Raw genomic sequence first — 15,667 nt, 5'->3', positions numbered from 1 at the left:
CCCGGGTACCCGCGATCACATTATCCGGGTGCCCCGCCGCTGCTAGATTGCCGCTCATGGCCAAGGTGACCGTAAGTCTCGACGCGGAACTCGTCGTGGAAGCGATGGTGCTCGCCGGTGTCGGCAGCGCGCAGGACGCGGTCGAACTCGTCGTGCGCGACTACATCGCGCGCGGCCACCGGACCGAGGCCCGGATCGCCGCCCGCGACGACGCGCTGCGCGAGACCGTGCAGCGGCCGCAGGATACGCAGGGCTGACCGCACGGCTCCGCGCACGGTCTTGGCCGCCCGGTCCGGCACCTGCGCCGCCGCCTCGCGGTGGCAGGCCCTCAGCCCGTGACCGGTAAGGTCGGAGCGGCGCGACTGCCTGTTCGAATGCAAAGGGATACATGGTGACGGACGGAGCAGCGATGGAGACCGCCCACGTGCTCGTGGCGGCGGACAAGTTCAAGGGCTCGCTCACGGCGGTGCAGGTCGCCGAGCGGGTGACGGCCGGACTGCGGCGCGTCGTTCCCGGCGTGCGGGTGGAGACCCTGCCCGTCGCGGACGGCGGCGACGGTACGGTCGCGGCGGCCGTGGCCGCCGGTTTCGAGCGCCGCGAGGCGCGGGTCACGGGGCCGCTGGGGACCCCGGTCACCGCGGCGTACGCGGTGCGCGGCACCACGGCCGTGGTGGAGATGGCCGAGGCCTCGGGCCTCCAGCACCTTCCCGCGGGCGAGTTCGCCCCGCTCACGGCGACGACGTACGGCTCGGGCGAACTCCTGGCCGCCGCGCTCGACGCGGGCGCCGGGACGATCGTGTTCGGCGTCGGCGGAAGCGCCACGACCGACGGCGGCGCGGGCATGCTCGCCGCGCTCGGGGCGCGCTTCCTGGACAAGGAGGGCGAGCCCGTCGGCCCGGGCGGCGGCGGCCTCGCGGAACTCGCCGAGGCCGACCTGTCGGGGCTCGATCCCCGGCTCGCCGGCGTCGACCTGATCCTGGCCAGCGACGTGGACAACCCGCTGACCGGACCGAAGGGCGCCCCCGAGGTCTACGGGCGGCAGAAGGGCGCCACCGAGGACGACATCGCGGTCCTCGACGCGGCGCTGGCCCACTACGCGTCCGTCCTGGGACCCGAGCACGCCGGACTGCCCGGAGCGGGCGCCGCCGGAGGCATCGGCTACGGCGCGCTCGTCGCGCTGGGCGCCCGCTTCCGCCCCGGCATCGAGGTCATGCTCGACGTCCTCGGCTTCGCCCCCGCACTGGCGAAGGCCACGCTCGTCGTCACCGGGGAGGGCTCCCTGGACGAGCAGACCCTGCACGGCAAGGCGCCGGCGGGCGTCGCGGCGGCGGCACGTGAGGCCGGCGTCGAGGTCGTCGCCGTGTGCGGACGCCTCGCCCTGCCGCGGGAAGCGCTCGACGGGGCCGGTATCCGGCGGGCGTACGCACTGACGGACCTGGAGCCCGACCCGGCCGTCTGCATGGCGCAGGCCGGGCCGCTGCTGGAACGCGCGGCCGAGGCGATCGCCCGCGACTTCCTGTCCTGACGCGACGCCGTGAGGGGAGCCCCTTCCCGGGCTCCCCTCACGGTCGCGGCACCGTCAGGGTGAAGGCGTCGAGCGCCAGCGTCACCTCGGTCAGTTCGCGCGGACGCGACAGCGACCGCGAGGTCAGGCGCTCCAGCCTGCGCAGGCGGTTGAGCACGGTGTTGCGGTGGCAGTACAGCCGCCCGGCCGCCCGGCCCGCGGAACCCCCGCACTCCAGCCACGCCTCCAAGGTCCCCACCAGCAGGGCCCGGTCCGCCGGATCCAGCGCCAGCAGCGGGCCGAAGACACCGGCGAGCAGCCGGTCCGACAGCTCCGGCTGGCTCACCACCAGCGCCGCCGGCAGTCGCTCCTCCAGCCGCACGATCCCGGTCGTGCCCGGCGGACACGTCGCCAGGGCCACCTCGGCCAGCCGGCGCGCGGTGCCGAGCCCGGCGAGCCCGTCCGCCACCGGCCCGATCCCCCCGGGCCCCCGGCACCACCGCCCCACCAGTGCGGCGAGCCCCGCCGTGTCCCCGTCGCCCAGGGCGACGACGGCGATCTCGCGTTCCTCCCGCCTCCGCCGCAGGACCCGCGGGCCGCGCACGTCCGGCCGGGGTCCCGGCGCCGCGCCGGCGTCCGCCGGCCACACCGCCACGGCGTAACGCCCCAGCTCCGGCAGGCCGAGAGCGGCCGCCGCCCGCGCCGTGAGGCCGGGTTCGGCCCGGTCCTCCAGCAGGGCGTCGAGCAGCGCCCGGCCCCGCTCGTCACCGCGCCGCCCCATGTCCTCGCTCCGTCCCGCGGCCGAGCCGCTCATGGCTGGTGAGGATGCCACCGGCCGTGCGGCGGGCGGCAGCCCTCCGCCTCCCTCTGTGCACGTGCACAACGGGGCCGTTCCCACACTGGTCAGCCGCAGCGGAAGCGCCCCGGACCGTGGACGCGCGGCGCGCCCGCTGCTGGTCTGTGGCACCACGACGACCAGTCGGAAGGAGGAGGACGCATGGCAACGCTCGAGATCCGCGGACTGTCCGTGGGCTACGGCCCGGTACGGGCCCTGCGCGACGTCTCCGTCGACGTGCCGGCCGGCGCGATCACCGCCGTGCTCGGCGGCAACGGCGCCGGCAAGACCACGCTGCTGCGGGCCGTGTCGCGGACCCTCGGCTTCCACCGCGGCACGGGCACGGGCACCATCCGCCTCGACGGCCGCCCCCTGGAAGGGCTCCGCCCCGCCCAGGTGGTGGCGGCGGGAGTGGTCCAGGTACCGGAGGGCCGGCAGGTGTTCGCCCGGATGACCGTGGCCGACAACCTGCGGGCGGGCGGGCTCGGGGCGAGCGGCGGGCGCCGGACGACGGCCGCGGCCCTGAAGCGTGTACACGAACTGTTCCCCGTGCTCGCCGAGCGCGCCCACCAGCGGGCCGGGCTGCTGTCCGGCGGTGAGCAGCAGATGCTGGCGATGGGCCGTGCCCTGATGGCGGGGCCGCGCCTGCTGCTGCTCGACGAACCGTCACTGGGCCTCGCCCCGCTGATGGCGGCGCGGATCGCGGAGACGGTCCAGGAGATCAACGCGGCCGGCACGTCCGTCATGCTCGTCGAGCAGAACGCGGCCATCGCGCTGCGCCTCGCCTCCACCGCCTACGTCCTGGACGTCGGCGAGGTCGCACTGAGCGGCCCGGCCGGCGAACTCGCCGCCTCCGACGAGGTGCGACGCCGCTACCTCGGCGTCGTCGACGAGACGGCGGCCGAGGACGCGGCACAGGCGGTGGACACCACCCGCACCCTGAGCAGGTGGTCCGCGTGACGACCGCTCCGCCCCCGCTCACCGTGCGGGACGTGACCGTGCGCTTCGCCGGGCTCACCGCCCTCGACGCGGTGTCCTTCACCGTCGAACCGGGCAGTGTGCACGCCGTCATCGGCCCCAACGGCGCGGGCAAGTCCACCACCTTCAACGTGCTGTCGGGCGTCTACCGCGCCACCTCGGGCAGTGTGCACCTGGGAGCGACCGAACTCACCGGCCTCGCACCCCACGAAATCGCCGGACTCGGCGTCGCCCGCACCTTCCAGAACATCGCGCTGCCCCCGCACGCCACCGTCGCCGACAGCCTCATGCTCGGCCGGCACCGGCTCACGCGGGCCGGCTTCCTGGCGACCGGGCTGCGGCTGCCCTCCGCGACCCGCGAGGCGCACCGGCACCTCGAACGGGTGCGGGAGATCGCCGGGTTCATCGGCCTGGAGAAGGAACTCGACCGCCCCGCCGGGGCCCTCCCGTACGGCAAGCAGAAGCTCGTCGAGCTGGGCCGGGCCCTGTGCATGGAGCCCGAGGTCCTGCTCCTGGACGAGCCGATCGCCGGGATGACCGCCGACGAGCGGCGCCGCACCTCGGCCGTGGTCGCGGGTGTGCGCGACAGCCTCGGCATCTCGATCGTCATGGTCGAACACGACATGGGGGTGGTCATGCGGCTCGCGGACGCGGTGACCGTACTCGACTTCGGACGCAGGATCGCGGGGGGCACGCCCGCCGAGGTGCAGAACGACCCGGCCGTCGTGCAGGCCTACCTGGGGGCACAGGAATGACCACCTTCATCGAACTCCTCCTCGGCGGCCTGTCCATCGGCTCGGTGTACGCGCTGATCGCCCTGGGCTTCGTCGTCATCTTCAAGGCGACCGAGGTCGTCAACTTCGCCCACGCCTCCCTGCTGCTGGCGGGCGGCTACGTCACCGCCGTACTCCACGACGACATCGGGTTCTGGCCGGCGCTCGGCGTCGGGATCGCGGGCGCGGCCGTCGTCGGGTCGGCCGTCGAGTTCCTCGTGATGCGCCGCTACCGGGGGAGCGACCAGAGCGTCCTGGCGATCGTCACCATCGGCGTCGACATCCTCCTCACCACGGAACTCACCCGGCGCATGGGGACGGACGTCATGGCGCTGGGGGACCCCTGGGGCGACGACGTCGTCACCATCGGCGGTGTCACCCTGGCCGAGACCCGCATCGCGGCCTTCCTCGTCGCGGGCCTGCTCATCACGGTGTTCCTGCTGGCCTTCCGGTTCACCACCTGGGGCGTCTCCATGCGGGCCGCGGCCGAGAACCCGCAGACGGCCGCGCTGATGGGCATCCGGCTCGGCCGGGTCTCCCTCTCCGCGTGGGCGGTGGCGGGCGCACTCGCCGCCGTCGCCGCGCTGTTCCTCACGGTGTTCCCGACCCCCGGACTCGAACGGGCCACCTCGCTCGCCGCGCTCAAGGCATTCCCCGCGGCGATCCTCGGGGGCCTGGACTCGACGACCGGGGCCCTCGTCGGAGGGCTGGTCGTCGGAGTCACCGAATCACTCGCCACCGGCTACCAGAGCGACCTCTCCTTCCTCGGCCGCGGCATCGGCGATCTCGCCCCGTACCTGGTGATGGTGGTCGTCCTGCTCGTCCGGCCGGCGGGACTCTTCGGTACGAAGGAGCTGTCCCGTGTCTGAAGCCACCAAGGACGCCACCGCGCCCGCCCCCGCGGGCATCGCGTCCCCCACCGCCACCCGCCCCGGGGAGCTGCTGCGCCGGCCCGCCCCCTACCTGTGGCTCGCCGGCTCGGTCGTGCTGCTCCTGGTCCCGTTCTACCTGGACCGGTTCTGGCTCCAGGCCGGGCTGTTCGCCATGGCGGCCGCGATCGGGGCGATCGGCCTCAACCTGCTCACCGGCTCCACCGGACAGCTCTCCATGGGGCACGCCTTCTTCCTCGCGGTGGGCGCCTACGGCTACTGCGTCCTCGCGGGGGAGAGCAGTACGGAGAACGGGCACGTCCTCACCGGCCTCGGGCTTCCCACCTGGCTCGCGGCCATCCTCGCCGTACTCCTGGCGGGGGCCGCGGGGGGACTCTTCAGTCCCATCGCTGGGCGGCTGAGCGGCGCCTACCTCGGCATCGCCACGCTCGCGCTGATCTTCATAGGCCAGCACGTGCTGTTCAACGCGGACTCCCTCACAGGGGGCTTCAACGGCCGCCCCGTGCCGCCGCTCTCGCTGTTCGGCTTCACCTTCGACGACGCCGAGGTGGTCGTCGCGGCGGTGCCCTTCCAGTCGTCGGAGAAGCTCTGGTACCTCGGTCTGGCCGCACTGCTCGCCGGCGGGCTCTTCGCCCGCGGGGTGCTCCGCGGGCGGCCCGGCCGGGCGCTCAACGCCATCAGGGACCACCGGATCGCCGCCGGTGTGATGGGTGTCCCCGTGGCGCGCTACCGGGCCGGTGTCTTCGTCCTGTCCTCCATGTACGCGGGCCTCGCGGGCGTCCTGCTCGCGCTGGTCTTCCAGCGGACCGTGCCGGAGTACTTCGGCATGATCCTGTCCCTCGAATACCTCGCCATGATCGTCATCGGCGGGCTGGGCAGCGTCGCGGGGGCCGTCATCGGCGCCGCGTTCGTGTCGCTGCTCCCTCAAGTGCTCACCCACTACAGCGACTCCCTGCCCCTGGTGTCCGCCCCGGGTACGGGCGGTATCGCACCGGGTGAGGCGTCCCGCTACCTGTACGGCGCCGCGGTCGTCGCGGTGGTCCTGTTCCTGCCCGGCGGCATTGCGCGTCTGAAGAAACCAGGGGAGAAGAAGAAATGAAACCACGTGTTGTCGGAGCCGTCGTCGCGGCTCTCACCCTCACCCTCGCGGGTTGCAGCGAGAAGGCCAAGCCGTCGGACGACGGAGCCGCGGACAAGAGCGGTGTGAAGACCGGGGAGGGGGTCACCGACTCCAAGATCACCCTCGGCGCCCTCACCGACATGACCGGGGTGTACGCCTCGCTCGGCAAGAGTGTCACCCAGGCCCAGCAGCTCTGGGTGAAGGAGACCAACAAGGCCGGCGGCATCTGCGAGCGGCAGATCGAACTGACCGTGCGCGACCACGGATACGACCCGCAGAAGGCGATCGGCGCCTACACCGAGCTGGAACCGGACGTGCTGGGCTTCACCCAGTTCATCGGCTCACCGTTCGTCGCCGCCGTCGAGTCGCGGATCGACGGCCAGGACAAGGCCGTCGTGCTGCCGCAGGCCTGGTCGGCGAGTCTGGTCGGATCCAAGTACGTCCGTGTCATCGGCGCGACGTACGACGTCGAGACGATCAACCTGATCGACTTCCTGCTCTCCGAGAAGCGCATCGCCAAGGGCGACAAGATCGGCCACGTGTACTTCGAGGGCGACTACGGCGAGAACGCCCTGGCCGGCGCCAAGTACGCGGCGAAGGAGGCGGGCCTCACGGTCGTCGAGCAGAAGATCAAGCCGACCGACAACGACATGACCGCCCAGGTCTCGGCGCTCAAGCAGGCCGGTGTGAAGGCGGTCGTGATCAGTGCGGGACCGCGCCAGGCCGCCTCGCTGGTCGGCGTCGCAGCGGCCACCGGGTTCGACGTCCCGGTCGTCGGCAACAACTCGGCGTACGCCCCCCAGCTCCTGGCGACCCAGGCGGGTGCCGCGCTGCAGAAGGACTACTACATCGGCGCCTCGACCCTGCCCATCGGTGACGCCGGTGCCGGCCCGGCGAAGCTGGCCGCGGCATACGGCGCCGCGTACCCGAAGGACGGCCTCGACAACGGCGTCATCGCCGGGTACAACGCCGCCTCCGTCTTCGGCGAGGCGCTGAAGAAGGCCTGCGAGTCGAAGGACCTGACCCGGGAGGGCGTCGACAAGGCCCTGCTGACCATCAAGGGCTTCGGCGCCGACTTCGGCATCTCGCACGACTTCACCGACCCGTCGGCGCCGTCCACCCGGGAGACCGTCGTCATGAAGCCCGACGCCAAGACCCCTGGTGGCCTCAAGGTGGTCCGCCCGGCCGAGGTGTCCGCGGCGGCCGGGTCCTTCGCGCCCGCGTCCTGACCTCCCCGCACGGCGACGGGCCCGGCCTCCCCGGCCGGGCCCGTCCGTGTGTGCGGTCAGGAGGTGTAGGCCTCCAGTTCGGACAGCTGACCGGCCGGCCAGCCCGTGTTGGCGGTGAACGTCAGCCGCAGGTACCGGACCGGTGTACCCGTGAGGGTCACCGTCGCGGTGTTGCCGCTCGACGGGTTGAAGGTGTAACCCGCCGACCCCTTCAGCGAGCTGTACGTGGAGTTGTCGGTGCTCCCGGTGACGCCGACGGTCTGGGTACGGGTCGCCCAGGCCGCGGCCGGCGGCAGCTTCAGGACGAGCCGCTTGACCGCCTTGGCGGCGCCGAGGTCCACGGTGACGGACTGCGGGAAGGCGTTGTTGGCGCTCTCCCAGTAGCTGTTGGCGTTGCCGTCGACCGCGTTGCCCGCGCCGTACACGTCGGCGTGGCTCGTCTCGGTGACCGGGCGGCCCTGGGCGAGGTTGCCGGTCTCCTCGGGCGGATCCGTCGGGTCCGTGGGATCGGTCGGGTCGGTGGGGTTGCCGCCGCCGGGGACCCCGCCGTTGGTCCACACCGGGTCGGGCCAGACACCCGTGCAGGCGGGCGGGTTGGAGTACCAGCCCGAGTTGCCGGTGCCCTGGGTGATCTGGAAGCCGCTGCCGACGCAGTTGTGGATCGGGTTGGACTGGGCGATGTGGGTGGCGACGACCTTGTTGAAGGACGCCGTGCCCGGGGCCTGGATCTGGAGCGCGTACGTGCCGGCGCCGTCGATCTTGATGTTGTCGAAGTGAAGTCCGTTGCTGGCGCCCTCGATCAGGTGGATCGCGGCGTAGGAGCTGTCCAGGACCTCGCTGTCGGTGATGTTGATGGTCGCGTTGTTGATCGGCTCGTTGAGTCCGCTGAACCAGATCGCGCCGACGCCGAAGCGCCAGTTGTAGTCGTTGTTCCCGGTGCGGATCAGGGTGTTGCGGGCCGCGGTGTGCGTGCCCGAGACCGCCGTGCCCTGGCCCGAGTTGACTCCCGGGTACCGGTTCGCGATGTGCAGGCCGCCACCGTTGGTGATGGTGTCCGACATGACGTTGTCGGAGATCGTGATGTCCTTGCCGCCGTACGTGACGATGTTGTTCGCCAGGATCGGCAGGATCACGGTGTTGAACGTGAACTTGTTCTTCACGTTCGGGACGTTCTCCGCCCACATGGCCAGACCGTCGTCACCGGTGTTGCGGACGAAGGTGTTGGTCACCGTGGAGTTCGTGACGCCGTAGTGGAAGTTCACGCCGTCGGCGGTCTGGTCCAGGATCCGGCTGTTCTTGATGGTGAAGTTGTCCATCGGGCCGTCCATCCAGGCGCCGCACTTGGTGTGCTGCATCCAGACGTTGTCGACGACCGAGTTGGACATGGCCCCGCCGATGGCGTTGACCTGGTCGTTGTCCTCGCGCTCACGGATGTCGCCGATGATGGCGAAGTCCTTGAGGCTGACGTTGCTGCTGCCGCCCTGCGCCGAGTACTTGCCGTAGACGCCGACCGCCTTGCTGCGGTCCGTGGGGTGACGGCCGGTCAGCACGCTGTACCAGGGGCCCGCCCCGCGCAGGGTGACCTTGTCGACGACGATGTGGTCCTGCACCTTGAAGGTGCCCTGCGGGATGTACACCTCCTTGCCCTGGGTGCGGCCCGCGTCGACCGCCGCCTGGATCTTCGCGGTGGAGTCCGCGGCGCCCGACGGGTCGGCCCCGAAGTCGCTCACCACGTCCAGCGCCCCCGAAGGCTTGCCGATCGGTGCCGCGACCTGCTCGAAGTCCGCCAGGTCGATGGTGAACGTCGGCGAGGCGGCGGTGGAGGTGACCTGGAGCCTGACCTTCGTGCCGGCGGCCAGGGTCGACCCGAACATGGTGCGGGTCTCGTCGTAGAAGTGGTGCGGATTGGTGTCGCCGGGGTTGTTGTTGAAGGGGTAGCCCCCGTAGTACCAGCCGTACTTCGACGTCACCGGCACGCTCTTCAGCGAGGAGCCGTTGACCCGCAGGTCGAGGGAGGCGTCCCGGCCCGTCCCCGCCGCGTTGTCCGGCAGCGAGTAGCGGAAGGTCATCGCGTTGGCGGGTGCGGTGAGCGTGAACTCGACGTACTCGCCCGCGGCGTCGAGCGTGACGGCCTGGCGGCCCGACGCCTCGGACGGCAGCGTGCCGTACAGGCGGTTCGGGCCGATCAGGGAGCCGTTGGTGGCGGCGTACTCGGCTTCCTGTTCCTTGAACGGGACGGTGGCGCCGCGACCGGATATCCCGACGGGCGACGGGGCGGGCACGGCCGCGGCCTGGGCGGGGGGAGCGCCGGCCAGCACGACCGCGGCGGCGGTGCCCGCGGCGGCGAGTGCGACGGCGAGGGAGGCGGACAGGGAACGTCTGAACAGACGCGGTCCTGGGAGTGGTGGGGTCACGTGTGGGACGTCCTTGCGGCTCGAGGGGCTCTTCGGACGCCCCACAGGCTAGGAGTACCGGAGTAAAGAAGTCCACGGGGCTGCGCAAGATTTCGTCTTCATCGCTCAAATAAGTGACTCGTGTGCGTGAATACTGAGCGGACAGCACGGCCCTACGTCTTCGGGAAGTGGAGGGCCGCCATGTGCGCGGACGGCCGGTCCGGGTGTCCGGCGGGAGCCGCCGTCAGCTCTCCGGCCGCAAGGCGTTGATGAGCAGCAGGGCGATGTCGTCGGTGCCCGGCGTGGCCCCCCGGGCGTAGCGCACGAGCGTGTCGGCGACGGAGTCCATGTCCTGGTCCAGGGCGAGGGCGAAGTGCTCGGCCAGGTCCGCGGTGGCGTCGTCGAGGTCCACGCCCGGGGCCTCCACGAGACCGTCGGTGAACAGGGCGAGGGCCGCGCCCAGGGGCAGGGGCACCTCCGCCGTCGGGTAGCGGGCCGCGGGGTCGATGCCGAGGAGGACCCCGGGCGGCAGACGCAGTGCCTGGGTCTGGCCGTCCGGCTGGCGCAGCAGCGGCGGCGGGTGACCGGCGGTGGCCAGGACCGCGCGCCGCCCGGCCAGATCGAGATGGACGTACAGACAGCTGGTGAACAGCCCGGGATCCAGGTCCGTGAGCAGCCGGTTGGTGCGCGCCAGCACCTCGTCGGGCGGCGCGCCCGCCGAGGCGTGCACGGCGGTGCGGACCTGCCCCATCAGCGCGGCCGCGTTCTCGTTGTGCCCCTGGACGTCACCGATGGCCGCGGCCACGTTGTCCTCGTCGAGCCGGATCAGGTCGTAGAAGTCCCCGCCGACCCCCATGCCGCGGGTCGAGGGGAGATAGCGGGCCGCGACGTCCAGACCGGGGACGTCCGGGAGGGTCTGGGGCAGCAGATGGGCCTGAAGGCTGTGCGACAGCCGGTCCTTGGCGTCGTAGAGGCGGGCCCGGTCGAGCGCCTGGGCGAGCAGTCCGGCGATCGAGGTCAGCAGGGCACGCTCCTCGTCGCCGAACGGATGGGGCCGCTCGTAGGCCAGGACCAGCGAGCCGATGGGCCGCCCGGAGGCGATCAGCGGCAGGAAGGCGCACGCGGCGACGGCGTCGCGCAGGTCCGCGGAGGGATAGGCGCGCCGCAGCTCGTCGAAGCTCGCGTAGAAGTCGGGGCTTCCGGTCATCAGCACGTGTGCCGCCGGCGTCCCCGAGGTGAGCGGTGCGCCGTCGAAACGATCCATGAGCCCCGGCCGGCTGCCCCGGCCGCCCTCGACGCGGAGCCGCCCCTCCGCCGACGTCATCACCACGAGGGTCTGGATCCGAAACGCGGGCATCAGCTGGTCGCCGGCCAGCTCGATCACGTCCTTGGTGGTGACCGCCTCGGTGAGGGTAGCCGCCAGGTGCATCAAGTGGTACAGCGCGCCGGCCCGGCTGGGGACGGCCGAGATCGGGGGCAGCGGAGGTGCCGGATCGTCCGTGGGACCGGGCTTCGCGGTGGGGATGATCCGGACGCTGATGCCGGTGTTGTCCGGGAAGAGGTGAAAGGTCAGCCACCGGTCCGGGGGCCGCAGCACGGTGAATGACGTCTGCTGGCGGCCGATGACGGCAGCTCGATAGTGGTCTTCGACGGCCGGAGTGTCCAGCCAGGGGAGTGACACCCAGGGCAGCGTCCCCACCATGTCCTCGGCCCGGGCCCCCAGCAGCGCCGAGGCGGCGTCGTTGACGTAGGTGATCGAACCGTCCATGGCCAGCGCGCAGCTCCCTCCGGGCAGTCGCTGGACGAACTCCGCGGCCGCCATGCCCTCGGCCGGTCCGGGCGGCTCCGGTTCCGGCCGGGGAAGCACCCGCGGCTGGGCGCCGGGAAGGACCGGGGTGCCTTTGCTCTCGGCCTGCTGCAGAATCATGCCGATGGAGTGGGAGCCCGCCACGACGGCCCGGCGCTCCTGGGACGACAGCTCCGGTGAGTGGGAGCCGGGCCACAGCAGGACCACTCCGCCCCGGTCGGCGGCGCCGGTACGGACGGGGGCGGCGCAGAGCGCGAAGCGGTAGGGCAGGACGAGAGCCGTACGCGGATAGCGTCGGGCGAGTTCCTCCTGGCTGCCCAGCCAGATCAGACAGCGCAGGCGCACGGCGTCGGCCACCGGCATGGGGGCGGACAGCGGGACCCTGGTCCACAGGGCGGCGAGCTGCGCCGGTGCCCCGGCCAGCACCGTCAGGTGCAGCGTCGTGCCCTTCCCCGGCAGCACGTACAGCATGGCCACGGAGGCGCCGGAGTCCCGCACGAGACGGGCCACGGCGCCGTCCAGCAGCTCCGTACCCGGATCGGTGGCGGCGACAGGTGCCGCGTGGTCCTGCACGTTCTCCAGCGTCCCCCGGGACCAGCTGCCCCGCACCCGCTGCCCCGCACGGCGTGTGCGGACAGTGAGCCGGCGGGCACGTGCGGGCCCCGGGTACGCGAAAGGGCCCGGATGCCGGGGAGCATCCGGGCCCTTTCACAGGGTCACAGGTGGTTACGGGAGCTGCGCCGCCCGTGCCTCGCGCCTGTTGTCACGGAAGGTGTTCACCCGCCGCGCCGTGGCGAAGAGCGGGATCACCGCTCCCAGGACGACCTGGAGCGCACAGCCGGTCTGCAGGAGCAGCTGGCCACCCGGTGCGTCGAACGCCCAGGCGGCGAGCAGCCCCATCGCGGAGACGATCCAGCTGAGCATGGCCACCGCGAGGACACCCCGGGGCTTGGGGTACTCGACCCGGCTGACCATCAGCCACGCCACTCCGACGATGGCGAGCAGCGTCGGCACGAAGGGCAGCTCCAGGAGCACGATCGAGACGACCGTCAGCGCTCCGAAGGGGCTCGGCATGCCCTGGAACATGCCGTCCTTCAAGGTCACACAGGAGAATCTGGCGAGCCTCAGCACCACGGCCAGCAGCACCACGATCGCCGCGAGCGCCGACACGCGCTGATGCGCGTCGTCGGCGACCATGCCGTACACCAGCACGAAGTACGCCGGTGCGAGGCCGAAGCTGATCAGGTCGGAGAGGTTGTCCAGCTCCGCGCCCATCGGCGAGGACCGCAGCTTGCGGGCCACGAGCCCGTCGAACAGGTCGAACACCGCCGCCAGCAGCATGAGGATCACGGCGCTGGCCGCGGAGTGCCGGGCCATACCCGACTCGTCACTGCCGGTGAGGTGCGGGATGAGGATCCCCGTGGTGGTGAAGTACACCGCCATGAAGCCGCACGTGGCGTTACCGAGGGTGAGGGTGTCCGCTATCGACAGCCGCAACGAGAGCGGCATGTCCTCGGCGTCGTCCTCCTCGGCCTCCGGCACCCAGCCGGCCTGCGTCTCAGGATCAACTACGGTCAATTCGAGTCACCCCCGCGGTCGTGGCCTGGCCGACCTCGACCGCGACCTCGACACCTTCCGGAAGGTAGATGTCGACGCGCGAGCCGAAGCGGATCAGACCGATGCGTTCGCCCTGCTCCACCTTCGTACCCTGCGGGATGTAGGGGACGATGCGACGGGCGACCGCTCCCGCGATCTGCACCATCTCGATGTCGCCGAGCTCGGTGTCGAAGTGCCAGACAACGCGTTCGTTGTTCTCGCTCTCCTTGTTGAACGCCGGAACGAACCCGCCCGGAATGTGTTCGACGGAGGTCACGGTGCCGGCCAGGGGGGCCCGGTTGACGTGAACATTCAGCGGGCTCATGAAGATCGCGACGCGGGTGCGCCCGTCCTTCCACGGCATGATGCTCTGCACCACGCCGTCGGCCGGCGAGATGACGCGGCCCTGGGTGATCTCGCGCTCGGGGTCGCGGAAGAACCACAGCATGCCCGCCGCGAGCGCGGTGGTGGGCACGGCCACGGCCGCCCAGCGCCCGGACCGGCGGGCCCGGGCGAGGCTGAGCGCCGCGGTTGCGACGGTCGGGAGGAGCCACGGCGATGCTCCGCGGGCAAGGCGGACCCCGCCGCGGGATGCAGAGTTCTGACTGTCGGGCATGGATGACCTTCGTAGCGGATGATGCCGCGCTGGCAACGGGGGGACGGCGGCTTTCCGGCGATGCTATCGGGTGCGAGCGGCAACTGGGCAAGCCAGCAGCCGAGTCGGACAGCTGAAAGGCTCCGGACGAGGTTGACCGGGTGTGATGTTCTTCGCCACCAAATCATCTCGAAGGGGACAATCAGCCCTGGAGTCGGTACTCCTCGAGCAGCCGGCGACCGATGATCATTTTCTGGATCTCGGCGGTACCTTCACCGATCAGCAGCATCGGTGCCTCACGGTAGAGGCGCTCGATCTCGTACTCCTTGGAGAAGCCGTAGCCGCCGTGGATACGGAAGGCGTCCTCGACGACTTCCTTGCAGTACTCGGAGGCGAGGTACTTCGCCATCCCTGCCTCCAGGTCGTTCCGCTCCCCGGAGTCCTTTTTGCGTGCTGCGTTGACCATCATCGCATGGGCCGCTTCGACCTTGGTGGCCATTTCGGCCAGTTTGAACTGGATCGCCTGGTGCTGGGCGATCGGTTTTCCGAAGGTCTGGCGCTGCTGGGCGTACGAAACACCCAGTTCGAATGCACGTTGTGCGACACCGCAGCCACGTGCGGCGACATTCACCCGTCCTACCTCGACACCGTCCATCATTTGGTAAAAACCTCGGCCGGTGGTGCCGCCCAGCACGCGATTGGCCGGAATGCGCAGTCCGTCCATGATGAGCTCGGTCGTGTCGACGCCCTTGTAGCCCATCTTGTCGATCTTCCCGGGGATGGTGAGTCCGGGGCGGACCTCGCCGAAGCCCGACTCCTTCTCGACCAGGAAGGTCGTCATGGACCTGTGCGGCGCGGCGGCCGCCTCTTCGGGGGAGTAACCTTCGTCACTCCTGCAGAGGACGGCCACGAGCGTGGACGTCCCGCCGTTCGTGAGCCACATCTTCTGGCCGTCCAGGACGTACTCGTCGCCGTCGCGGACGCCCTTCGAGGAGATCGCCGACACGTCGGACCCCAGCGCCGGCTCGGACATCGAGAACGCGCCGCGCACCTCGCCCAGCGCCATGCGCGGGAGGAAGGTGTCCTTCTGCTCCTGCGTGCCGTGCTGCTTGAGCATGTACGCCACGATGAAGTGCGTGTTGATGATGCCCGACACGCTCATCCAGCCGCGGGCGATCTCCTCGACGCACAGCGCGTAGGTGAGGAGCGACTCGCCCAGGCCGCCGTACTCCTCGGGGATCATCAGCCCGAACAGGCCGAGTTCCTTGAGCCCTTCGACGATGTCCGTCGGGTACTCGTCGCGGTGCTCCAGCTGTGTCGCGACGGGGATGATCTCCTTGTCGACGAAACCACGGACCGTGGAGAGGATTTCCTGCTGGACGTCCGTCAGTCCGGCGGTCTGCGCGAGTCGGCTCATGGCTGCTTCTCCACGTTCTTCTGCGGCGGCTGGACCGGCTCCGGGCGGCCGGGCTGTTCGCCGCCGCGCTCCTTGATGTACGTCTCGGTGGGGACCATCACCTTGCGGCGGAACACGCAGACCAGCGTGCCGTCCTGCTTGTAGCCCCTCGTCTCGACGTGGACGACGCCGCGGTCGCTCCGGGACCTCGACGGGGTCTTGCCGAGCACGGTCGTCTCGCCGTAGACCGTGTCGCCGTGGAAGGTGGGCGCGACGTGCTTCAGCGATTCCACCTCCAGATTGGCGATCGCCTTGCCGGAGACGTCCGGTACCGACATGCCGAGCAGCAGCGAGTAGATGTAGTTGCCCACGACGACGTTCTTGCCGAAATCGGTCGTCTTCTCGGCGTAATTGCTGTCCATGTGCAGCGGATGGTGATTCATGGTCAGCAGGCAGAAGAGGTGGTCGTCGTATTCGGTGACCGTTTTCCCGGGCCAGTGCTTGTAGAGGGCACCGACTTCGAACTCCTCAAAAGTGCGGCCGAACTGCAT

The 15,667-nt window shown here is 70.9% G+C and carries 14 protein-coding genes; 7 read left to right on the top strand and 7 right to left on the bottom strand.

Annotated elements, in window-relative coordinates; all coding sequences use genetic code 11:
* The first annotated feature begins 56 nt into the window (after window positions 1–56).
* Both ACFYY2_RS14120 and ACFYY2_RS14115 read left to right on the top strand, forming a co-directional pair.
* The gene (locus tag ACFYY2_RS14120) at window positions 57–257 is read left to right on the top strand and encodes a type II toxin-antitoxin system VapB family antitoxin (protein WP_388741721.1); all 201 of its coding nucleotides are present in this window, start codon (window positions 57–59) and stop codon (window positions 255–257) included.
* A 152-nt stretch (window positions 258–409) separates the two neighbouring features.
* Entirely contained in the window at window positions 410–1,525 is a 1,116-nt protein-coding gene (locus ACFYY2_RS14115; protein ID WP_388741717.1) for a glycerate kinase, read from the top strand.
* A gap of 37 nt (window positions 1,526–1,562) precedes the next feature.
* Here the strand turns inward: ACFYY2_RS14115 and ACFYY2_RS14110 are convergent, their stop codons facing one another.
* On the bottom strand, window positions 1,563–2,318 hold the full coding sequence (locus ACFYY2_RS14110) for a helix-turn-helix domain-containing protein (protein ID WP_388741714.1): 756 nt from the start codon (window positions 2,316–2,318) through the stop codon (window positions 1,563–1,565).
* 183 nt (window positions 2,319–2,501) lie between these two features.
* Between ACFYY2_RS14110 and ACFYY2_RS14105 the strand changes: the two genes are divergently transcribed.
* The 5 genes from ACFYY2_RS14105 to ACFYY2_RS14085 are packed head-to-tail and all read left to right on the top strand — an operon-like array spanning window position 2,502 to window position 7,329.
* Entirely contained in the window at window positions 2,502–3,299 is a 798-nt protein-coding gene (locus ACFYY2_RS14105) for an ABC transporter ATP-binding protein (RefSeq protein WP_388741712.1), read from the top strand.
* Window positions 3,287–4,072 (top strand): ABC transporter ATP-binding protein, encoded by a 786-nt coding sequence (locus ACFYY2_RS14100; protein WP_388741709.1) that lies wholly within the window; start codon window positions 3,287–3,289, stop codon window positions 4,070–4,072. The genes ACFYY2_RS14105 and ACFYY2_RS14100 overlap by 13 nt, the downstream gene beginning before the upstream one ends.
* Complete coding sequence (locus tag ACFYY2_RS14095) at window positions 4,069–4,959, top strand: branched-chain amino acid ABC transporter permease (protein ID WP_329041750.1); 891 nt, start codon at window positions 4,069–4,071, stop codon at window positions 4,957–4,959. Before ACFYY2_RS14100 ends, ACFYY2_RS14095 begins: the two co-directional genes overlap by 4 nt.
* The gene (locus ACFYY2_RS14090) at window positions 4,952–6,079 is read left to right on the top strand and encodes a branched-chain amino acid ABC transporter permease (RefSeq protein WP_388741706.1); all 1,128 of its coding nucleotides are present in this window, start codon (window positions 4,952–4,954) and stop codon (window positions 6,077–6,079) included. The genes ACFYY2_RS14095 and ACFYY2_RS14090 overlap by 8 nt, the downstream gene beginning before the upstream one ends.
* Window positions 6,076–7,329 carry an ABC transporter substrate-binding protein gene (locus ACFYY2_RS14085; RefSeq protein WP_388741704.1) on the top strand — a complete coding sequence of 418 codons (1,254 nt, stop codon included), beginning with the start codon at window positions 6,076–6,078 and terminating at the stop codon, window positions 7,327–7,329. The genes ACFYY2_RS14090 and ACFYY2_RS14085 overlap by 4 nt, the downstream gene beginning before the upstream one ends.
* Before the next feature lie 56 nt (window positions 7,330–7,385).
* On the opposite strand, the gene ACFYY2_RS14080 is transcribed toward ACFYY2_RS14085, so the two are convergent.
* The 6 genes from ACFYY2_RS14080 to ACFYY2_RS14055 form a co-directional block, all read right to left on the bottom strand.
* Window positions 7,386–9,743, bottom strand: a complete 2,358-nt coding sequence (locus tag ACFYY2_RS14080; protein WP_388741701.1) for a discoidin domain-containing protein — start codon at window positions 9,741–9,743, stop codon at window positions 7,386–7,388.
* A gap of 223 nt (window positions 9,744–9,966) precedes the next feature.
* Window positions 9,967–12,102: a SpoIIE family protein phosphatase gene (locus tag ACFYY2_RS14075; protein ID WP_388741698.1), complete on the bottom strand. Its 2,136-nt coding sequence runs from the start codon at window positions 12,100–12,102 to the stop codon at window positions 9,967–9,969.
* 153 nt (window positions 12,103–12,255) lie between these two features.
* Window positions 12,256–13,107 (bottom strand): CDP-diacylglycerol--serine O-phosphatidyltransferase, encoded by an 852-nt coding sequence (gene pssA, locus ACFYY2_RS14070; protein WP_388741695.1) that lies wholly within the window; start codon window positions 13,105–13,107, stop codon window positions 12,256–12,258.
* Window positions 13,094–13,741 (bottom strand): phosphatidylserine decarboxylase, encoded by a 648-nt coding sequence (locus ACFYY2_RS14065; RefSeq protein WP_329041759.1) that lies wholly within the window; start codon window positions 13,739–13,741, stop codon window positions 13,094–13,096. The genes pssA and ACFYY2_RS14065 overlap by 14 nt, the downstream gene beginning before the upstream one ends.
* A 181-nt stretch (window positions 13,742–13,922) precedes the next feature.
* On the bottom strand, window positions 13,923–15,137 hold the full coding sequence (locus tag ACFYY2_RS14060) for an acyl-CoA dehydrogenase family protein (protein ID WP_388741692.1): 1,215 nt from the start codon (window positions 15,135–15,137) through the stop codon (window positions 13,923–13,925).
* Window positions 15,134–15,667: a MaoC family dehydratase gene (locus ACFYY2_RS14055; protein ID WP_388741690.1), complete on the bottom strand. Its 534-nt coding sequence runs from the start codon at window positions 15,665–15,667 to the stop codon at window positions 15,134–15,136. The genes ACFYY2_RS14060 and ACFYY2_RS14055 overlap by 4 nt, the downstream gene beginning before the upstream one ends.

Source organism: Streptomyces sp. NPDC001822 (assembly GCF_042892135.1).
Lineage (GTDB): Bacteria > Actinomycetota > Actinomycetes > Streptomycetales > Streptomycetaceae > Streptomyces.
The sequence above is the reverse complement of the archived record's forward strand: the minus strand, read 5'-3'. Positions and strand labels throughout refer to the sequence as shown.